Below are 21187 nucleotides of genomic sequence, written 5' to 3' on the forward strand. Positions count from 1 at the left end.
ATATCTTTATTTTCTAAATGACTTGAAAGTCTTCAATAATCCATCTTTTGCATTTACAGGAAGTGATTTCCCTAAAGCAGTAGCTATTTTCTCATTACTGACCACATAATTTTCAGTTAGCTTTTGCAAACGTTCTGAATTCAAAGGTAAATGGAAAAAATCTCCCAATCTAGCCAGTAAGTTAATCCTCTTTGGTGACAAATTTAATATCCTATTTTTCTTTCCTAAACTCGTTCCTAATAATTCTATCAATTCATTGGTTGATAATGATTCATCATCTGCCACATTGTAAATGCCTGAAGGTATCGTTTCATTTCGCAACAACTCTTTAATCACAAAACATAAATTTTCAATACTCAAAAAAGAACGTTGATTTTCAAAAGCGCCCAGTGGCCAGGGTATGCCTTTAACCACCAATTGGTACAATAAATTCAGATTTCCTTTATTTCCAGGACCATGAATCATACAGGGTCTAAATATATACACTCTTTTACCAGTTGGTAATTTCTTAGATAAAATATATTGTTCTGCCTGTAGTTTAGCGATTCCGTAATGTGTTTTAGGATTTGGAACAATTCCTTCTGTTAAAATTCCATCCACTTTATCTGCAACTGCTTTCACTGTGCTCATAAAAATAAAAACACTTGATTCAGAATCTAAAAAAGCATCAAATAATTGTTTGGTTAATTCAAAATTGGCTTCATAATAATCTTGTGGATTGGACACCTTCCTCAAATCATGAGCTTTACCTGCAAGGTGAATTATGGCATCTGTTTCAAGTTTAATAGTCTGATCTTCCAGAAATCGAACACTTAGAGTATCTATTTCATAAGTCACTTTTAAATAATCCTGAAGATTCTGACCAACAAATCCTGACGCCCCTGTAATGGTTACTTTCATTTACTTAAACTGAGCTAAAGCTCTTTTATTTATCTCAACTCTTTCCTTATCAAAAAACCACCCCCACTTATTAAAATAGGTAATTGCAGAGTTTATAAAAATCTTAAACAGCTTACTGCTTTTATTAGCTCCCGATTCATATTCATGTACCACTGAAACTTTTGGATAATAAATGGTTTTATATTTTTGATGCATTCTTCGGGATAAGTCCCAATCCTCAAAATACATAAAAAAAGCATCATCATACATCCCTACTTGTTTGATCGCATCAAGGTTTAACAAGGTAAAACAACCAGAAAGTACAGGTGCATTATATATTTGATCTTTAGGAATCTGACGTAACTCATATTCATTAATAAATTTTTGATAAATGCCAGTTGGTTTTTTTATTTTTCTTTTCACTATACTTAGCGGACTTGGCAACAATTTAGGCAAATGCTGAACACTTCCATCAACATTTAAAACCTGAGGCATCAACATTCCAATTGCAACATCATTCTTCATATACTCAACCATAGGTGTAATCACATCACCCTCAAAATAAATATCCGGATTAATTATAAAATGATATTCTGAACCAATTTCAATTGCTTTTTTAATTGCAATATTATGAGCTGCGCCAAAACCTGGATTAGAAGGATTATGAAAATACTTAATTCTAGAATCTGTAACCAAATCAGATATATTTATATCTTCAATTGGGGAATTATCAATTAAAAAAAGTTGTAAATCTATCCCACCATAAAAAATACTCTCAACTGTTTTTAATAATTCCTCAAAACTTGTATTATACAAAACAATTGATGCACTGACAACCATAAGAACTAAATTAATATTAAAATTACTTTTTATAAATATGTTTAGTTTCTACTATTCTTTTACCTGTAATTTTTCTAACAGCTTGTCTTAAAAAAGCATCCGCTCTTAAAAAAATATTTTTCACACCTTCTTCTGGTCTACCATAAAATGAAGTAACATGAAAATATTCTGTTGCTTCAGCTGGTTTCTTTGAAAAGTAGTAATTTGAAACACAACATCTTTTACCTATTGCTGTTACTTTACTAACAGAGTGTATTGATGTTTTATTCGTAATCATAAGTGCTAAACGATTAAACTTAGAATGAATAACTCTTTGAGACTTATTCATTCCGTTATCCCAAAGTTCCAAATTACCTCCGTTATTGATATCCCAGTCCGGGGTGACATAATACAATAAATTAAGAACTCTATAATTTTCTCTACCATTGTCATGTGAATTATCTAAGTGTGGATTTAAAAAGTTACCTGTCGACATCAAACTTATTCCTCCAGCATACAAATGTTCATCAGGTATCATTTCCTTTAAACCTGTTATTTCCTCAACTACTTTGACAATTCTATCATCTTGAAAAGCATATACAGCTTCTTCTAAAATTGGATTATACAAATCCATTTGAGCAGCAATTCTTTTATTCTCACGCAATGATTTATGTAAAGCCATCTCTTCAGGTGATGGATATGCTTCATAAATTTCTTTTGCCACTTCTTCAGGTAACAAATCATCAATTACGCATGAGTTGATTCGTCCTACCTGGTTAAATTCTTTTCTCAATTCTTCCTTATTAGCAATTAATTTATCCAAAATTAAGTCTGCCAAATACTTTCTATTTAATTTCATATTTAAACTTTTATCCATTTATTGATTTCAAAATCATATTTTTTAACAACCTTAGCAGGATTCCCAGCTGCAATTGAATATGGAGGTATCGATTTAGTAACTACCGATAAAGCTCCAACTATACATCCTTCACCAATGGTTATTCCTGGTAAAATACATACTGATTCTCCAAGCCAAACATTATCACCAATCACTACAGGTTTACATATAGCCTTTCTTTCTTCTGGAATGCTCATTGGATGATCGCTTATTAGATCATCATAATTCCCGTGATTATGGTCTGATATATAAATTTTACTTGCCATCAAAACATTATTACCAATTGTTATATTACCAACAGCACCAATATGTACATAATCATTAATCTGTACATTATCTCCTATGGTTATACAATATTCATCATTTTTATCAAGTGGAAAAGCTTCAATTCTACAGCCAAAACCTGCAGTAAACCTTCTACCTATTTTAATAAATCTTCTATTTCGAATATCAAAAGGCAATCTTATTAATCTAGCTTTATAAAAAAATATTTTTGTATAGATTAGAGAAACAACAAGTCTTATTGATCCTAAAAAGCCGTATCTATTTAACATATTTAATCCTTTAAAATAACTTCAAATAACTCATCCCATTTCTCAACATAAGGAGCTTCATAATTTATTAATTTTGTTTGATCGAATTTACACTTATCATTAATAACATTAAACATTAATTTTGATAATTCTTCTGCATCTTCTGGATTGAAGAAATTAACACTATCAAATTTACTTACGGTTTCTTTTGCATAAGGCAAATCTGATGCTATAATTGGTTTATTAAATTGTTTAAATTCAGAGATTGGCAGCCCCCATGTCTCTAGTTTAGAAGGAAATATTAAACAATCTACTAAACTATAAAATTCGTAAACTTTCTCTCTTGAAATCAAACCAATAAATTTTACATTAGAAATTTCCTTATATTTTTTCACCACATTTGCTGCATATTTATTTTCTGTTCCGTTAACTGTAATTTTAACTTCAAAATTATAAATGCCTTTTTTATTAAGAATTTTAACGGCATCACAAATAATCTCAATATTTTTAAAAGGTCTAGGAAAAGTGGGGAAAAAAAAAGTTGTAATCTCAGTTTTCTTTAAATTTTTCAAATATTTTTCTGGAACAATTGGTACTTGAGGTTTGGCTATAATTATAGAATCTTTTTTGAGGTCAAATATTTCTGCAAATTTTATTTTCATCCATAATTGCTGTACAATGATATATTTGTTTCTTCTTATATTTATTTTATATAGATATTTATAGAATAGACTAAAAAAAAACTGTGTGGGTTGAATTAAAAGATCTGAAAAATTTACCGAATTAAAAGGTGAAGGGTTATGACAATAAACAGCTTGTGGAACATTACCAACATTCGGGGTCATATCATGAAGAGAGAGCCAAAAATCAACGTTCTTATTTATGGCAATCTTTTTAAAATAGTAATATTCATAATATATTCTATAAAAGTACGATTTTCTGGATTTCGGAAATTCAATAAATTCAACATTAGGATATTTAGAAATATCTATAATATTTTTTTTATGGATTAGGGCTAAAATATTATACTCTTTATCTTTATCATCATTAAGATAACTTAAACAATCATTTAATATCGAAAGTGGTCCGCCTTCAAAAAAATTCACAGCAGAAACAACCAATGTTTTTTTCATATATTTTTAATATAGATTTCTTTTATATTCCGTGTTAATAAAAATTCCCTTGTAGGGTAAAAATAAATCAGAATAAACGGATATTGATTGAAAAAATAAATAAATCGAATAGGCAAACACTATTAGCACAATATATTTCCGATCAGCTTTTACAGTAAATAAAAGCAATTGGCTAGCAATCAAAAACACTTCCATAACATTAAAATACAAACTTCCTCTATTCACTAATATTGTTAAAGAACTTGAAAACAAAAAGTAAAAACATAAACCAAATAGAAATCCATTAAATAATATTTTATACTCTTTAAACTTAGATACTATAGCATCATAATTTACAAAAAAAAGTATAAAATAAAGTAATCTTCTAATTAAACCAACTAAAGTTAAACTATCACCGCCAGTTCCAATTTCTGAATAAACATCCACTTTTGAGAGTGATGCACCTCCCAAGAAATTACCAACGCCTGAAAAAAGCACATTGGGTAAAGATGTTTTTCCAATTATAAATGCTAACAATAAAACTGAAATAATTTGATATTTTTTAAGATCTCTATATAAAAAATAATATACAATAAAAATGATTGCTGTTGTATGAAATAAAAATGCAATAAAAACTAGAATAAAAAATTTGACTGCTTTTCTTTCAATTGCAAATTTTAAAGAATACAAACAGATTGCCAAAGCAAGTAATTGTCTATTTGATCCCAAAACACCAATATTTGTAACATAAAATAAAAGTAAAGACAAAAATGGGAATGGACTTAATTTTTTATTTGCTTGGAATATTAAATAATAATAAATAATCGCATGAAAAAGCAAAAAAATTGTATAGTTATTTGTTAAACTACGAATTAAAAAGGTAAAAAAACCATACCCTATTTCAAATCCTATAACACTATTTACTAAAACTATATCAATATCTACCGTATCTTGAAAATTATTATAGTACGACATCCAATCTGTACCTGTTTCCCATCTTAATCCAATTTGCAGAACTATAAGAACATATAAAATTGAATACATAAATTTATATTCAACATTTGTTAATTTACAACGAAGTTCAACAAGAGCAAATAAAGAAATAAGTACAATTGTACATATATAGATTTCCATTACTTTTTTAAATAGATTTTAGAAAATCAAAGCCTCCTTTAAAAATAAATTTAATTTTTTCTGTTTTTTGTTTTTCAATACAGAAAACCCTTGCTATCGTTTTAAGTACTATCAATAGTGATTGAGCATTTTTATAATTTAATGCCGTTTTCAAGCCATTTCTAACTACATAATAATATCTAATTGGTGAGGCTTCGAAATACTTATAATTAAATCCCAAAATAGATATTGAATTTTGAACACCAGGTTCATGATTTAATATTACACTGCTAATGGCCTTAATTCCCATATCTTTTAATCTTGCACGAAGACAATATTCATAATCTACAAAATCAATAAAGTAATCTTCATTATAGGGCCCAAGCTTAATATAATTTGATAATTTTACCAAATTTCCAGATTGTGGAGCTATAATGGGATCAGATAATATTTTATTTTCAGTGTTTGTATCATTATAATAAGCATAAGCCGGTATTAAAGCAATAAGGTTAGTACAATCATTAGAATTTATATAATTTCTATATCCTGTAAAATCTGTTAAAAAACAGCTATCCTGATCCATGGTTAGTACCCATTCGCTTTTGTTTTTCTGAGTATATTCAAATCCGATATTCAGTGCAGCTGCAATACCCTTATTGCCGTTCATATCATGATAAACAAACTCGTTATCATTACATAAAGTTTTAATTTCTTTTTTTTTAGCACAATCAGTTGAATTATCAACTACTATTATTTCATCTACACTATTTTTATAAGAACTAATATTCTGAAATAGTAAGTTGCAATTTGGATTAAATGATATGATTACCGCTGAAATTTTCATAAATTAGTTATTTGAAGTTAAAACTTTCGAATATAACTCCGAGTACATTTGTGCAATTGCTTCTACATTATATTTTTCGACATTTTTTAACCCAAGTTCTATTAATTCTTTTCGTAAATCGGTATTATTTATTAACTTTTTAAATCCTTCAGAAATTTTTCCTACATCAAAAGGATCTATAAGAAAATAATTTTCTCCGGCTACAGCTTTCATTGGTAAAATATTTGATGTCAAAACTGGGCGACCAACTGCCTGACCTTCTAATATTGGAACGCCAAATCCCTCATAAACACTAGGAAAACTAACAATATCGCATTCTATATATTCTTTCTGAATCTGCTCATTAGTTAAATCTATCTTGTTTGTATATTTAATCTTACACTCTTTTAAAAGATCCTCTTCTAACTTTCCAAGTTTACCAACAATTATTAAATGGCATGGTACTTCAGACAAGGCTTTTATTACATTAATTAAATTTTTATTTGGTCTAGTACCAATATGCAAAATACGTGGTTCTTCATTATTAAATTCTTTTGGGGTAAAAACAAATGAGTCTGAAACTGGATTAGGAATTACAATTATTTTGGAAGGATCACAACATTTATATTTAATCAAAGAACTTCTAACTGATTCAGAAATACAGGTAACATACTTGCACTTTTTTATAGGTAGGTAGAAGAAAAAAAACCAAAAAAAAATTTTTTTTAAACCTCTGCCCTGCTCTACCGAAATTAAATCATGTATAGTAATAATTGTTTTGGAATAAGGAAGTAAAAACGAACAATAGTGTATTACTCCAGTAATATGATTAACATCTGATTTATTTCTTTTACAATAAATTAAATTTTTAAAAATGTAATTTAATTTAATTCGGTAATAAGGAACATAAAAGTTTTTTGTAGTGAGACTTGAGTCTAATTTTGGTATTATAGAATCAAAAATCCTTTCAATACTATAATCAATACCTTCTGATCGAAAAAATATTGAAACTGTTTTTTTTTGTTTTTGTAATTCCATTATTTTTTGAAAAGTAAAACTTCTCTAATGTTTATATCGTTTCTTATTGAAAAAGTATTTATCTAATTTCTAATTTTAAAATTTTTAAAATATGATTTGTCTATTAAGTAAACATGATTTTCAGTTTTCGAATATAACCTCATAAGTCTTGTTAGAAGAAAAAATCTATTAGCTCCAATTATTTTAAAAAAATAATTCAGCATTTTATTAATTAGAATAGTTTTTCGTTCTACATTATCATAATTATTAACTGAAACTTTATCATTAACAACCATGTTTTCTTTTAATATCTTATTTTTTTTCAGCTGCTGATAGAAAACGTTCGATGATTCGAAGGGATCAGAATCAATTTTACCATCTTCAAATAACCTTCTAAAGAGTTTTCTATAAATAACAGATATTTGTATCCCATTAGAAAAACTGCCATAACTGTATTTTAGTTTACTATATTTTAGAAAATCACTTTCTTTCAAATATTCTATGTATATATCAATTGGCTGTTTATAATCTGAATAAATTTCTAGGTCTTTAATATTTGCTTGGGTTACCTTATCATCAATCAAAAACTTATAATTAAAGCCTGAAAAATGGATAAAGGTTAAAGGAAATGTATTTTTTTCTGAAGTATTAATTCTATTCTTGACTAAATACTCGTCGCATTCATATATAATTTCTCTCTCATAAAAATTCCAAGGAGCAACATTTAATCCTAAATTTGAAGAAATTAATAATTCTTTAGAAAAAAAAGAAGGCAAAAAGTCCATCCACTTTTGATCAGTAAAATAATTTTCCATCATATTTTGAAAACATCTGTCCTCTAATCGAATTTCCCACCAATCTAACATCCTTTTGGCACTATCATCATTTTTAAGTCCTAAGAAACCTAAATTAAACATCCCAGAATAAAACAAACTTCTTTCATTTAACTTTCCAGTATATTTTGTTTCAATAGTTGTAATATGAGGTGTAACCATTATCGAATTTTCGACTAAATTATCATATATGCAATCTAGAGAATTATATACTAAAATGTCTGGATCAAAATAAATACAACTGTCTGGGTTATGTTTTTCAAATATGTATTTAAAACAAGATGGCTTAATAGAAGTACAAAATTCTGTTAAGTCATATTTGAAACTCATTTGGTTCCAAGTTTGAGGTTCAATTCCAACTACATCTTTTGCTACAATAACATTTTTTGGAAGATCAAGGATATTATCTTCTTTATGAATTTCATCAGCAACAAAAATAAAAAACTCAATATCCGAATTAAATTTTTTAATCGATTTTTCAAGCACTAGTGCTAAACCAATGTAATTTTTTGCACAAATTGTAAACGCCGCTTTTTTCATTATCTATTAATAATCTGAAATTTTAACCCAAGACTCTGGGTAGACATCAGTATGTTTATCGTTATTTAAAAATCTAGAGGGTGAAATAATAATTTTTTGAGGATTCTTGTTTAACCAAGCGCCCCACCAACTAAAAGTACTATTAGGAATTATATTATGCTTACACAAACTCATAAGATACATATCCTTCCAAGAATTTTTACCTGTATTCCACGTTACATAAGTCACTGTCGAAATCGATAAATTTTGTTTTACCCATTCCATGTCGTTTGAAAATACAAAAAAATGAGGGGTCTCAATTTTACTTTCTATGTTACTTATAGCTTTTTGAAAGTACTCTTTGGTACAAACTCCTCCAAATAGATTTACATTCGCCGAATTAAGAAAATCACCTCTTCTTACGTGTATAGATACAGAATTGCAATTGGCGATAATCTTACTGTGCTCAATATTTTCTGCTTCTTCTACATCGTCAAACTTAAAAGCCGACAGCAATGCCTCTTTTTCATTAAAAAAATACTTTTCAGTATGCCAACCCCCATAGTAAAATGTAATCCCTTTTGAGGCTTTCAAATAATCTTCATTAAAGCTATAATCAAAATCTTCTCGAACAATTTTACAATTAAGAATCTTTAATATTCTTTTCAATGGTATAGTAACTACTTTTATTTTATCTGTTAGTAATATTCTAAATAAAATATACAGTAATTTTTTAATCATAAAATCTGTCGAAGTAATCTTAAAAACTGAATCAAGTTCGAATCCATTATGATCTCTACAAAATGAAATAAAATGAGTTGATTTATTGATGCTCTTCTTTTGTAAATAAAAGGCGTATTGAGACATTTGGTTGCCTAAACCATTAAATATAACTATTACATCCATCCCTATTTTCCTTGTCTTTCTTTTATCATATTTATCATATCCTAAAAAAAGCTAGTATTTAACGAACACCATTTAACTTTTTGTACTTTATAAAATTTAATTTACTTAAAACTTTTAAAAACATTTCTTTTATCTCTTTTGAAAAAATTACTATTAATACAACATTTGAAATTCCAATCAATCCGGAAAAAACGGCAAAACTTAACCAATTGTCGATTTTGGGCAAGAAATAAATCCACAAAAATGAGATACTAAAAACAATAAAAAATAAAGTACTTCCGGAAAAGACAAATTCAAGTATTTCTTTACCCCTTAATTCTATTTTGTTTACCAACAATTTATTAATAAAATAACCATATAATATTGTTGTCGATAAAAACTCTGCAATTGGCAAAGCAATATATCCAATATATTCTATTAGAGAAAATATAATAATTAGACGCATTACACCTCCAATTATATCAAATAAAACCGTTTTCCCAAAAACTCCCAAAGCATATAGATTCACACTCAAAAAATTAAAACGAGTGTAAAACAGCATATTAACACACAACAATATTGACAAAAGGGTACCCCCATATTTATCATTTCCAAGTAGAATCGAAACAAAACTAGAATTTAAAATAAAACTAGCTGATAAGATAAAAATCGAAAAAACATTAAAAATATAGAAAACATTGACTATATTTCTTTTTACAGAATCTTTATCACCTTCGCCTACAATTTGCGATATACTGGAGAAAATTGATGACCCCACTGGTGCAAGAAAAGAATCGCACACTTGGTATATTCTTCCCGTAATAAAATAAACAGCAGATGCGGTCGGGTTTATAAAACTAGTTATAATTAGTAGCTGACTGTTTGTGACTAATGACTTAGCAACTCCTCCACCAAACATAGGGAGTACTGAACGTATTAACAACTTACAATCCAATATATCAATATCAATACGAGGAAAACTTTCTTTGACCAAAATTTTAACAAGTGCAAAACTTAAGATAAGAACACCTATTAAAGCCCTCATTAACACTCCAAGAGGAATTGCCACTACTCCCAAGCCAAAGTTCAAACCTAAAAGTGTTACTGCCAACCCTATTACAATTGAAATAATATTGGCAAATCCACTAACACTAACGCGCAATAACGCCTGAAACACCGAAGAGATATTATGAAATAAAATGTTTAAACCAGCTCCGATAGCAGAATAAAGAAATGCAAACTGAATATTCCTATATTCATTAGGTTCTGCCTTAACCCAGTCAGAAATAAAAGGAAAAAATGCTACACCAATAATGATTAGTAAAATTACAATTGAAATAGAAATTAGCAATCCTGAACCAAGAATTTTTGAAAAACTTTTAAAATCCTTTTGCGCATAACTGCTAGATAACTTTTGAGTCAAAACAAAAGACATCCCACCCTCTAGCAACCCCAGCATTGCTACTATATTCCCAGATGACAAATAGGAACCATAAGTACTAACCGAAAAATATTTTAAATATAATGGCACTAAAACTAACCCATTGATTATTGCAAATGAAGCATTTGCATAATTAAAAACAAGGTTAATTATAGCTGCCTTTTTCTTTGATAGTTGATTTGTTTTCAAACTATGATTCTTTTGGTAAATAACCACTAATTAATTGCTTATATAATTTATTAGGATTATTAATGTCAAGCAAAGTTTTATAACCGCTTTCGGCTATATAATTTCTCAACTCATTATTTTGATCTAATTCAACAATGGCCTCAGAAAATGATTTTATATCATCTGGTTCTACTACCATTGCATTTACTCTGTTTTTAAAAATATCTTTATGAACTCCAACATTAAAAATAACAACTGGTTTTTTCATTAATAAAGCTTCACATAAGGCATACTCAGTCGAAGTTGACCACAATGAAGGCATTAAAACTGCTTTTGCATTTAAAATTGCAGTACTTAGTCCATTTTGCCAATTTACGCCATTAATAATTTCAATATTTTTATATCTAGAAAAATCCGGAGATAAATATGCCATTGGATAAATCTTAAGTTTTAAGTCAGGTAATTTGGAAAAAACCTCCATCAAAACCTGTAATCCTTTATGTGCATTAGCTTGTCCATAGAAAATAAAATAATCCTCTTCATTTTGTTCTGATTGCTTTTTTAGGAAAGTGTAATCAAATGCAATTGGAAATCTTTGAATTTTTTTTGTAGCTACACCATAACGATTCAAAATAGAATCCAATGCACTATTACTAGATAAAAACAGGTCTGCTTTAAGTGCCTTTTTATGAGTGATACTTTTTTCTATTAAACTAGGGATTGCTCGTATTGTAGTACATTTGTTAGACAATGCCTTCCAATAATTACCATTGGCGCAAAGGCTACATTGTTTACCATTTCTAAAACCAAACCCTTGAGTACAGTAGAAATGCATTGTCCAAGGTTGTAAAATTACTTTTGCTTGTGAATTTTTTGCGACCGTTAAAAACTGGGAAGGTTTTGTATGATCAAAGGAAGCAAAATGAATCGCATCAGGCTGGAAATTATTTACTATATCAGTAAATTCTCTTATCTCTTTAGTTGTAACTAATAAACGACTAAATCTATTCCAAAGACCTTGTCTAACCGGAAGAAATATAACTTCATTTTCGTTATAGAAATTATCCAAATTATAATCATCTCTTTTTTCAGATAAGACAATTAATTTTACTTTGTTTTCGTCCCTTTTTAAGATTTGAGTTATGTACCTTACCACTCTTCCACCAGATTCATAAAGATGGGACGATTCACAAACTAGTAATATATTCATTCAGTAAATTTATTTTAAAATTCTAAAATACTATCAATTTCTTGACCGACTATATAAAATTCAATCATACGTACATTTATCCTTACCTTTTTACCAATATTAGGACATTCTATTTACGACTACGAATCCAAATACTCTCGAATAACTTTGGCGATATAATCATAATGTGATTCATTTAATCCAGGCCATACTCCTAACCAAAACGACTGATTCATAATAGTATCAGTATTTTCTAAAGTACCAACTACTCGGTGTTCAATATTAGCATAGGCAGGTTGACGCAATAAATTACCACCAAATAACAATCGAGTTCCGATTTTATTTTTCTCCAAATGCTGTACTAACATGTGTCGATCTGCGGCATCGCCTTCTCTCAAAGTCAACAAAAATCCAAACCAAGATGGTTCTGAATTTGGAGTAGGTTCAGGTAATATAAAAACCTCTTCAAATTCTTTCATTCTTTCATACAATGCTGCGTAATTTTCCTTACGACGTTGTACAAAATGGTCAATTTTCTTGATTTGAGATACACCAAAAGCAGCCTGCATATCGGTAACTTTTAAATTGAAACCAATGTGCGAATAGGTATATTTGTGATCATAGCCATAAGGCAAGGTTCCTAATTGTTGACCGAAACGACAGCCACAAGTATTATCTTTCCCTGGCTCACAATAACAATCGCGGCCCCAGTCACGGAAACTTTCAGCTAATTTGGATAACTCAGGATTATTAATCAATACTGCTCCACCTTCACCCATAGTTATGTGGTGAGCTGGATAGAACGAGAAAGTCGAAATATCCCCAAAAGTTCCCGTTTTTTGCCCTTTATAAGTAGCCCCAAGCGAATCACAATCATCTTCCACTACCCATAAATTGTATTTTTTAGCCACACGCATCACCTCATCTAAATCAAAAGGATTTCCTAAAGAGTGTGCAATCATAATTGCTTTGGTTTTTTCACTTACCGCTGCTTCAATCATGTCTGATTTCACATTATGGGTTGCGATATCCACGTCAATGAAAACGGGGATGGCACCAAATTGAATAATTGGATTCACGGTAGTTGGGAAACCTGCTGCCACCGTAATTACTTCATCGCCTGGTTTAATTGCTCTTTCTCCCAACTTTGGAGAGGTCAAAGCATAAAATGCCACCAAATTAGCCGAAGATCCTGAATTTACTAATAATGCTTTGTGCGCCCCAAAATAAGCAGCAAAATCTGCTTCAAAAGTATTGGCAAAACGACCCGCTGTCAACCAACCATCCAAAGCTGCATCTACCCCCAATAAAATATCTTCCTCATCTAGTACTTTTCCTGTTACGGGAATATAATTTTCACCCGGTATAATTAGCTGAGTGGTTTTTGCCTTTGCTATTGCTCTCAGACTATCTTGTAGAGAAGCGTCTTGTATATTTTTTAACATATTTAAAAATTGTATTTATCGTAATTCTAATTCTATCATTTTTGCTATCGCTGTTCTCAAATTATAATTTGGCTTCCAACCTAATTTAGATAAGGGACCAATATTGGCCTTTGAATCTTGAATCTCCCCTTTTCTACTTGAAATTGCTCCAAAAACTAATTTTGATTTTGATTTCGTTAGCTCTGCCATTAATTCAACAAATTGACGAACAGCTACTGACTCCCCTCTTCCGACTTCAAACTCGGTAACACTAGCAATTGAGTCAATATTATTAAGTACTTTTAAGTAAGCATTTACTACATCCTCTATATAAACAAAATCTCTTTTTTGCGTTCCATCTGTTAATAAAATTTCATTTTCAGATTTTAATAACTTATGCAAAACCTCAGTTACAAATTTATTCTCGGAATCAAATTCGCCAAAGATATGTTCTAATCTTAGATTAACAGCTTTAATTTCTTTCCTTTTGCTAAATAAATAATTTAAAAAATATTTTTTAGAATTTGTGTATTCATTCAGATAAGACAAATCGGAAAATTCAGATTTTCCAAAAAAAGTATCGGAGTTAATAAATGATTTCAAACCATGTTCTAAACCATTTTCAATCAATCTAATTGGAAAAATTATATTCGTCATTAGAACATCAGAAGCCTTCAAATTTCTCCCATATTCAGTTGCGGTATGAATAATTGTATCTATATTATGTTTCTCAAACAATTCATTCAAATTATTTAGTTTTTCATCAACATAAAATAACTCAAAACTACTATTGACATCTTGAATTCTAGACAAATTAGACTCTTTACGAACTAAAGCAATAACATTGTACCCTGAATCAACTAATCTTATTAAAATTTTACTTCCTAAAAAACCTGTTGCTCCAGTTAATAAAATTTTATTCATTCAAAAAACTGTTTATCTGTGTTTTTGTAAAATCTACAATGTTATTTTTGTTCGTATTAAACTCACTATACCAATCCATCGTCATACTCACCGCTTGTTGGGCATTCATTTTTGGTTGCCATCGTAATTCGGCAATCGCTTTGCTTATATCCAGTTTCAACAAACCCGCTTCGTGAGGCTGTCCTTCTAGTTGCTCAACGATATATTCTCCTTTTCCCCAACTCTGTATTGCTAGTTGGAGCATTTCTTCTACCGGCAATGCATCCGACAATTGAGGTCCAAAATTATAGGCTTGACTAAATTGTAATGGTTTATCGGATAAATTTGCTCCTAAAAGCAAATAGCCAATCACAGGTTCTAAAACGTGTTGCCATGGTCGCACCGATTGTGGGTTACGAATAACTACTGGTTTTTCAATCGCAAAAGCTCTTGCAATATCTGGTATCAAACGGTCTTTTGACCAATCTCCTCCACCAATGACATTCCCTGCTCTTCCCACTGCAATACCTTTTTGGTGCTGGTTATAATTATTGCTATTAAAAAATGAGTTTCGGTAGGAATCAATCACCAATTCCGTACAAGCTTTACTGGCACTATAGGGATCATAGCCTCCTAATCGATCATTTTCGCGATACGGATATAACCATTCATTGTTGCGATAGACTTTATCCGTTGTAATCAGCACCACCGAACAGGGTTTTTCAAGAAGACGCACAGCATCCAAAACATTAGCCGTTCCTATCGCATTGACCTCAAAAGTTTCGGCAGGAATTTCATAAGACAATCTCACTAGAGGCTGAGCTGCTAAATGAAAAACAAAATCAGGTTGAAAAGAAACCAATTCTTCTTCCAGTCTTTTTTTATCACGCAAGTCGGCTATAACAGAATCACAAATTTGGTTCCCTTGTATTAAACAAAATAAATCATTTTGGGTATGCGGTTCTAATGCATAGCCTTTAACCTCAGCACCCAAGATCGATAAAGTTTTAAGCATCCAAGAGCCTTTAAAACCTGTATGACCAGTCAAAAATACTTTCTTATCTTTATATATTTTTTGCAAACTATCAAAAGAAGAATCTACCATGTTTTCCATTTAGCATTACCTGAATTCCACATTTCCTCTAATTCAATACGATCTCTTAATGCGTCCATACATTTCCAAAAACCATGATGTCTATATGCTGCCAATTGATTATCCTTTGCAATAGCAGCTAAAGGTCCTTTTTCCCATTGTACATCCTCTACTTCATAATCCAAATACTTGAATATACCAGGCTCTAATACAAAAAAACCACCATTAATCCACATGCCGTCTCCCATTGGTTTTTCTTCAAAATGCCCCACTTCACCGGATTCATTAATATCTAAATTTCCAAATCGACCTGGTATTTGAACGCTGGTCAATGTGGCTAAACGTCCATGAGAACAGTGAAAATCATAAAGTGCTTTTAAATTGACATCCGCAACCCCGTCGCCATAAGTCAACATAAAAGTCTCATCCTTTACATACTTTTGAATCCGTTTTAATCTTCCTGCCGTATTCGTATGTAATCCTGTATCAATCAAAGTAACTTTAAACGATTCTGTTTCCGAAAAATGGACATTTATATTATTGTTTGCCAATTCGATAGTAACATCTGAATTATGCAAATAATAATTATAAAAATACTCTTTAATGTAAGTAGCTTTATATCCTAAGCAAATTACAAACTCATTGTAACCATGCTGCTCGTACATTTTTAATATGTGCCAAAGAATAGGCTTGCCCCCAATCTCTACCATGGGTTTGGGTCTAGCTTCGGTTTCTTCCATTAATCGGGTTCCAAAACCTCCAGCAAAAATTACTACTTTCATATATGAAAAATTTATTTTTTTAGCGGTCATGTATGTTATCGCCTTTCTTCATTTTTGTTTGCTTAGGCAAACTTATTTTAAATGGCGATTTCATAAATTTATACTTCAATATATACATTATCAGATAAAGGGTAAGTACAACAAAGCAAATACTCATCTTCTAAAAGATCTTCACGTTCTTGTATTCCTATCATTTTAGTTTCCCCAGATTTTAATTGTCCCTTACAAGTATTACAATTTCCTGTTTGACAAGAATAAGGCAATTCTATTGCAGCATCTAAAGCCGCCTCTAAAATACTTTTCCCTTTTGTAACTTCCAATTCAGTCTCTTTATTTTCAAAATTTAAAATAATTCTTCTGCTTTCAATTCCAATAAAATCTTTTGGATCTTTAACCAACTCAAAATCTTCTATAAATACATTTTCTTTAGGCAAATCATATTTTGCTAAAACTGTCTTAATATTATTTTTTAAATCCGATGGTCCGCAAATGTAGTGCAAACTCTCTTTGATCATATCTGAATCATAATTTTTCAGTACTTGCTGAGGCTCTATTCTACCTAAAATACTGATAGCGGTATTTTCTTTTTGCTGAGATCGTGTGTGAAAATGAGTGATTTGCAATCGATCCGAAAATTTCTGCTGCAAAATATGTAAAGTATCCCAAAAAATAGAACTCTCAACATTATGATTTCCATAAACTAAATGTACCTGAGTTGCTGATAAAGATTCTTCGTTTAAAATAAATTTCAACAACGAAAATAATGGAGTTACCCCACTTCCCACTCCCCATAAAAAAACATGCTTAATCTTTCTTTCAACAGGAAAGACAAAATCGCCAATGGGTTGTAATACTTCAATAGCATCACCAATTGCTACTACATCATTAATATAATTAGAAACAAGCCCATTCGGTACTCTTTTAATAGTAACTTCCAAAAAAGAATCCACCCCAGGAGCTGATGAAAAAGAATAGGGGCGCAAATAACGTCTACCATTAATTCTAAAAATCAAGGTAAGGTATTGCCCTGCTAAATATTTTATTTTTTTTAATCCCGGTTGCTTAAAACAAAGTGTAACTGTATTTTCAGTTTCCTTCCTGATTTCAATAACTTTAAGTGTATATGTATTCATACTATACTATTGATTTTAAGATTTTTCTAATAATCAACAGCAGTACTGTTAAAAAACCGGACAAAATACCGCCCAAGACAATTCCTTTTGCTTTTCCAAATTTCTCCTTTGCCAAAGGCAAAATCGGTCGGTCAATTACCTGAATCAATGGCGTTTCTTTACGCAAGGTTACTTTGGCTAATTCGGTTTGCTTCACCAACTCAGTCAAAATTGCTGTATTCGCCTGAACATCGACTTGTCGTCTAGCCGAAGGCGCACGCCTCACATTCATCGCGGGATTCAATCCAAAGGTATTGTCATTGGCCACCGCCACTCCGGTAATCGCTCCATTGAGTTCGCGACGAATAGAATCAGTCTGACGTTCTAAAATCAACATATTTTCACGGGATTTCTTGCTTTTCGTATCAATATAAAAATCAGATACTTCCTTCGCTAAAGCTTCACAAAAATATTTAGAAAACAATTCATTCTCAGAAGCAACATCAATATTGATAATGGAGATCTTTTTATCCTTTTGAGCTACTGACAAAGCAGATTTTGATAAATTAGTATAAATGCTCCCCATAATACTATCCTGAACACGGGTGAATTTTTGACGATCGGCATGGGGTAAAAATTGAAGTTTTGCAAGATTAGACTTTTCTTCCCATCCTTTTCGCCATTCATTATTTTGAATGTACATCTCTGCCAGAGAAATAGTCTTACCGTCTACAACAACGGGACTTAGCAAAGTTTTTTCTACCATTGCTCTTGACTTGAACAATTCAGTTAAATTAGAACCCGTGAACATACTACCTCCACCGCCTCCTAGATCAATACCAAAAGAACTGGCTAATCCTAAAGCGCCTCCTAGACCGCCACCTTTTTCATCTTCTAAGGCAAAAGACAGGGTCGCCGTATAGACTGGTTTTTTGACAAAAGAATATGCTAATCCTAAAGCGGCTCCTACAATTCCTGCTAACACAATAATCTTCCATTGCGAAAGCAAATAGTCAAACCATTCCCTTGCTTTTTGTAATAATTCCTTTAAGGATATTTCGTCGTTTTGTTCGTTCATTTTTTTGTTATCAGTTATCAGTTGTCGGTTATCGGTTGTGAGTTATCAGTTTTGGATTGTTTAGAACTGTCGCTGACAACAGACAACTCACAACCGACAACTGAATTTCTACTTAAAAGCGGTAATAATTAACAATGCCAAACTGGAAATCACACTTCCAAAACCAACCCATTCGCCGGCACTTAATTTCTTGCGTTCCGGTTTTTCCGGTACTACAATTTGAGAATCGGGTAAAACTTTAGGATAAGATCTAAAAAACAAGAAAGAACCCGTAACATCGGCTTTCCCATTTGGATAAATAATGTAGGCTTTCTTTTTCCATCCTTTTGCATCTACACCACCTACTGAACTTAAATAATATTGGAATGACTTTCCTTTGCGATACGGAATTTCAGAGTTCAACAATACATTTCCGGTCACCTTAACCCCTTCATTGAAGGTTGTAACCACTATTTCATCATCTGGAAATAAAGTAACATTAGAGTAATGTTCTTTGTCTTTCTCAATTTTTTTCCAGTCTAAAGGGATTACGGCAAATTTTGCTTCTTCTTTTAATTTTTTTACGAATTTATCTTTCAGCGTATCATTTTTAGCTAAATTCAAATCGATACTCTCAATTTTGTCAATTTGTTCCTGCTTGATGGGTCTTAGAATCTTCATCCCATCTATATTAGCAACAGGGCTTAATCCTCCTGCACGCATCACGACATTATAAACCGATTCTTTTTTATTAGCCAACACATATTTCCCAGGATAAACGACAGCACCGCTAATTTTAACCATTTGCGGCTTTTCGTAAACAGCCATTCTTCTGATATTAATCACATCAAAGGGTTTCAAAACAAAGTTCTTTACCTGCTCGTTGTTGTCGGCTGTAATTTCGAATTCAAGCAGTTCAATACGCTTTGGATTAGCATCATCGATTTCATCCGATTTGATCATTCGGGCAATCTCTACTTTTTTAGAAGCAGAACCGGTTAATCCGCCCACCTGAACAATTAAATCATTCAAACTTAGATTATCAACATATTCGTATTCTCCCGGATTTTTTACCTCACCATCAATCGTAACTTTATACTCTTCCTTGAAATCCAAAACAGAATAAATGGTTACCTCATCTTCCCTTTTCAAAGCAATATCCGCATTCGCATCTCCCGATAAAGCAGCAGCTAAATCGACATTGACTATTTCAGTTGTTAAGTCCGATTTCAAACGGATAATTCGGGCTCTTTTAGTATAAGCATCTTCCTTTAAACCTTCGGCTCTTTGAATCAAATCCGAAATTCGCATGCCTTCATTGTAAGAATAATAATCCGGTCTAAAAACAGCCCCTTCGATTTTAATACGGTTTTCAAATCGGTTTAAAATTTTAGTAACTCTGAAAACATCGCCTGACTGCGGCGTATAAGAAGCGAATTCTTTTTCACTAATATCCTTAACCTTAAACTCTTTTCCTGTTTTTTGGATAACATTTACAGATGCCGTATAAGCGAATTCATTAAAGCCTGAAGCAAAATTCAACAAGTCGGAAAATTTCTCTCCTCTTTTCATCTCAAAAATCCCGGGACGTTTTACCTGACCTTCCACAGTAACTCTTTGGGTATAAACCGGAATGCGAATCACATCGTTTTCTTTCAAAGTTACATTATCAGACTGATCACCTTTAACCAAAAAGCGATAAATATCGATATTTTTATAGACCTTATTATTTCGGATCAATTCGATGTTACGGTAACTGCCGTTTTTACCCGGACCTCCGGCCAAATGCAAAGCATTGTAAACTGTTGCCAAAGAAGATATCGAATAATTCCCCGGCTGTTTTCCACCCACTATCGTAATCTTGATGGTTCGGATTCGGCTTAAACTAACGCTTACCTGAGACTGCCCCGATGGCACGGTACTATATACTCTGGCAATAGCTGCTTTTATTTTTTGGGTAGCTGCTTCAATAGACATGCCTGCCACTGAAATTTGGCCTACATACTGAATGGCAATTTTCCCTTCCACACTTACGGGAATACTCGCATTAAATTCCTGTACGCCATACACACTCACCTGTAATTCATCACCGGGACCTAAAATATAATTTACCGGAGTAGCCAAATTCGAATCGGGTTCGAAATTCAAGGTTGGATTATCAAACAACTCCGAACCGAATATCAAAGCATTTACAGTATCCTTTACTTTCTTATTGACAATTTTCTCCTGAGTGCGTCCGGAATTAGTTCCCTTCCCATTACTGCTGTCCGTATTCTTTGTAGTTGAAGCAGTTCCTGAAGCTCCGTTTAATCTAGCCTTTAATTTTGCAAATTCAGTAACACTCATGCCTTTTGATAAAGCCATCGGTTCAGCCTGTTCAATAGTCATATTATTACTTTGTAACTGCGCCTTTATTTTGGCAATATCAGTATCCGATAAATAATCCACTTTTACCGTGCTCAAATCATTGGATTTAAGTATATCCTGAGCATGGGACTGATAACTAAATAAAAATGTAAAAAAGAATAAAAAGACAGCCGTTATTTTTTTCATTTTAAATGTTTTTTTTCGATTACAAAATTCGAAA

At 31.3% G+C, this 21187-nt stretch carries 19 protein-coding genes; all 19 read right to left on the minus strand.

Features of this window, described 5'->3' with window-relative positions:
- Positions 1-6 precede the first annotated feature (6 nt).
- The 19 genes from IEV84_RS00060 to IEV84_RS00150 all read right to left on the minus strand — a co-directional run bounded on the left by IEV84_RS00060 (position 7) and on the right by IEV84_RS00150 (position 21153).
- Complete coding sequence (locus IEV84_RS00060; RefSeq protein ID WP_188491256.1) at positions 7-900, minus strand: NAD-dependent epimerase/dehydratase family protein; 894 nt, start codon at positions 898-900, stop codon at positions 7-9.
- Positions 901-1719 (minus strand): glycosyltransferase family 2 protein, encoded by an 819-nt coding sequence (locus tag IEV84_RS00065; RefSeq protein WP_188491258.1) that lies wholly within the window; start codon positions 1717-1719, stop codon positions 901-903.
- 22 nt (positions 1720-1741) lie between these two features.
- On the minus strand, positions 1742-2575 hold the full coding sequence (locus IEV84_RS00070; protein WP_229732549.1) for a 2OG-Fe(II) oxygenase: 834 nt from the start codon (positions 2573-2575) through the stop codon (positions 1742-1744).
- Positions 2560-3150, minus strand: coding sequence for a DapH/DapD/GlmU-related protein (locus IEV84_RS00075; RefSeq protein WP_188491260.1), 591 nt, complete (start codon positions 3148-3150; stop codon positions 2560-2562). The genes IEV84_RS00070 and IEV84_RS00075 overlap by 16 nt, the downstream gene beginning before the upstream one ends.
- Before the next feature lie 2 nt (positions 3151-3152).
- Entirely contained in the window at positions 3153-4262 is a 1110-nt protein-coding gene (locus IEV84_RS00080; protein WP_188491262.1) for a glycosyltransferase, read from the minus strand.
- 6 nt (positions 4263-4268) lie between these two features.
- Entirely contained in the window at positions 4269-5375 is a 1107-nt protein-coding gene (locus IEV84_RS00085; RefSeq protein WP_188491264.1) for an EpsG family protein, read from the minus strand.
- A 7-nt stretch (positions 5376-5382) separates the two neighbouring features.
- Positions 5383-6198 (minus strand): glycosyltransferase, encoded by an 816-nt coding sequence (locus tag IEV84_RS00090; RefSeq protein WP_188491266.1) that lies wholly within the window; start codon positions 6196-6198, stop codon positions 5383-5385.
- A gap of 3 nt (positions 6199-6201) precedes the next feature.
- Entirely contained in the window at positions 6202-7215 is a 1014-nt protein-coding gene (locus IEV84_RS00095) for a glycosyltransferase family 4 protein (RefSeq protein ID WP_188491268.1), read from the minus strand.
- Positions 7216-7277: 62 nt separating this feature from the next.
- Positions 7278-8567, minus strand: coding sequence for a glycosyltransferase family protein (locus IEV84_RS00100; RefSeq protein ID WP_188491270.1), 1290 nt, complete (start codon positions 8565-8567; stop codon positions 7278-7280).
- A 6-nt stretch (positions 8568-8573) separates the two neighbouring features.
- Positions 8574-9452: an alpha-1,2-fucosyltransferase gene (locus IEV84_RS00105; protein ID WP_188491272.1), complete on the minus strand. Its 879-nt coding sequence runs from the start codon at positions 9450-9452 to the stop codon at positions 8574-8576.
- Between the two features lie 58 nt (positions 9453-9510).
- Positions 9511-11061: a lipopolysaccharide biosynthesis protein gene (locus IEV84_RS00110; protein WP_188491274.1), complete on the minus strand. Its 1551-nt coding sequence runs from the start codon at positions 11059-11061 to the stop codon at positions 9511-9513.
- Position 11062: 1 nt separating this feature from the next.
- Entirely contained in the window at positions 11063-12250 is a 1188-nt protein-coding gene (locus IEV84_RS00115) for a glycosyltransferase family 4 protein (RefSeq protein ID WP_188491276.1), read from the minus strand.
- Between the two features lie 119 nt (positions 12251-12369).
- Positions 12370-13674: a lipopolysaccharide biosynthesis protein RfbH gene (gene rfbH / locus IEV84_RS00120; protein ID WP_188491278.1), complete on the minus strand. Its 1305-nt coding sequence runs from the start codon at positions 13672-13674 to the stop codon at positions 12370-12372.
- A 15-nt stretch (positions 13675-13689) separates the two neighbouring features.
- A complete protein-coding gene (locus IEV84_RS00125; RefSeq protein WP_188491280.1) occupies positions 13690-14577 on the minus strand; it encodes an NAD-dependent epimerase/dehydratase family protein in 888 nt (295 codons plus the stop codon).
- A complete protein-coding gene (gene rfbG, locus IEV84_RS00130) occupies positions 14570-15670 on the minus strand; it encodes a CDP-glucose 4,6-dehydratase (RefSeq protein WP_188491282.1) in 1101 nt (366 codons plus the stop codon). Before rfbG ends, IEV84_RS00125 begins: the two co-directional genes overlap by 8 nt.
- Positions 15655-16431, minus strand: a complete 777-nt coding sequence (gene rfbF, locus IEV84_RS00135) for a glucose-1-phosphate cytidylyltransferase (protein WP_188491284.1) — start codon at positions 16429-16431, stop codon at positions 15655-15657. The genes rfbG and rfbF overlap by 16 nt, the downstream gene beginning before the upstream one ends.
- Positions 16432-16529: 98 nt before the next feature.
- Entirely contained in the window at positions 16530-17564 is a 1035-nt protein-coding gene (locus IEV84_RS00140; RefSeq protein ID WP_188491286.1) for a flavin reductase family protein, read from the minus strand.
- A gap of 1 nt (position 17565) precedes the next feature.
- Positions 17566-18621 (minus strand): Wzz/FepE/Etk N-terminal domain-containing protein, encoded by a 1056-nt coding sequence (locus IEV84_RS00145; RefSeq protein WP_188491288.1) that lies wholly within the window; start codon positions 18619-18621, stop codon positions 17566-17568.
- A 108-nt stretch (positions 18622-18729) separates the two neighbouring features.
- Positions 18730-21153: an SLBB domain-containing protein gene (locus IEV84_RS00150; RefSeq protein WP_188491290.1), complete on the minus strand. Its 2424-nt coding sequence runs from the start codon at positions 21151-21153 to the stop codon at positions 18730-18732.
- Positions 21154-21187 lie beyond the last annotated feature (34 nt).

This window comes from Flavobacterium palustre, assembly GCF_014639535.1.
GTDB classification, from domain to species: domain Bacteria; phylum Bacteroidota; class Bacteroidia; order Flavobacteriales; family Flavobacteriaceae; genus Flavobacterium; species Flavobacterium palustre.

Bases quoted from the DNA above. Each gene is read 5' to 3' on its own strand.
- IEV84_RS00060 (WP_188491256.1), bottom strand. From the start codon at position 900: ATGAAAGTAACCATTACAGGGGCGTCAGGATTTGTTGGTCAGAATCTT.
- IEV84_RS00065 (WP_188491258.1), bottom strand. From the start codon at position 1,719: ATGGTTGTCAGTGCATCAATTGTTTTGTATAATACAAGTTTTGAGGAA.
- IEV84_RS00070 (WP_229732549.1), bottom strand. From the start codon at position 2,575: ATGGATAAAAGTTTAAATATGAAATTAAATAGAAAGTATTTGGCAGAC.
- IEV84_RS00075 (WP_188491260.1), bottom strand. From the start codon at position 3,150: ATGTTAAATAGATACGGCTTTTTAGGATCAATAAGACTTGTTGTTTCT.
- IEV84_RS00080 (WP_188491262.1), bottom strand. From the start codon at position 4,262: ATGAAAAAAACATTGGTTGTTTCTGCTGTGAATTTTTTTGAAGGCGGA.
- IEV84_RS00085 (WP_188491264.1), bottom strand. From the start codon at position 5,375: ATGGAAATCTATATATGTACAATTGTACTTATTTCTTTATTTGCTCTT.
- IEV84_RS00090 (WP_188491266.1), bottom strand. From the start codon at position 6,198: ATGAAAATTTCAGCGGTAATCATATCATTTAATCCAAATTGCAACTTA.
- IEV84_RS00095 (WP_188491268.1), bottom strand. From the start codon at position 7,215: ATGGAATTACAAAAACAAAAAAAAACAGTTTCAATATTTTTTCGATCA.
- IEV84_RS00100 (WP_188491270.1), bottom strand. From the start codon at position 8,567: ATGAAAAAAGCGGCGTTTACAATTTGTGCAAAAAATTACATTGGTTTA.
- IEV84_RS00105 (WP_188491272.1), bottom strand. From the start codon at position 9,452: ATGGATGTAATAGTTATATTTAATGGTTTAGGCAACCAAATGTCTCAA.
- IEV84_RS00115 (WP_188491276.1), bottom strand. From the start codon at position 12,250: ATGAATATATTACTAGTTTGTGAATCGTCCCATCTTTATGAATCTGGT.
- rfbH (WP_188491278.1), bottom strand. From the start codon at position 13,674: ATGTTAAAAAATATACAAGACGCTTCTCTACAAGATAGTCTGAGAGCA.
- IEV84_RS00125 (WP_188491280.1), bottom strand. From the start codon at position 14,577: ATGAATAAAATTTTATTAACTGGAGCAACAGGTTTTTTAGGAAGTAAA.
- rfbG (WP_188491282.1), bottom strand. From the start codon at position 15,670: ATGGAAAACATGGTAGATTCTTCTTTTGATAGTTTGCAAAAAATATAT.
- rfbF (WP_188491284.1), bottom strand. From the start codon at position 16,431: ATGAAAGTAGTAATTTTTGCTGGAGGTTTTGGAACCCGATTAATGGAA.
- IEV84_RS00140 (WP_188491286.1), bottom strand. From the start codon at position 17,564: ATGAATACATATACACTTAAAGTTATTGAAATCAGGAAGGAAACTGAA.
- IEV84_RS00145 (WP_188491288.1), bottom strand. From the start codon at position 18,621: ATGAACGAACAAAACGACGAAATATCCTTAAAGGAATTATTACAAAAA.
- IEV84_RS00150 (WP_188491290.1), bottom strand. From the start codon at position 21,153: ATGAAAAAAATAACGGCTGTCTTTTTATTCTTTTTTACATTTTTATTT.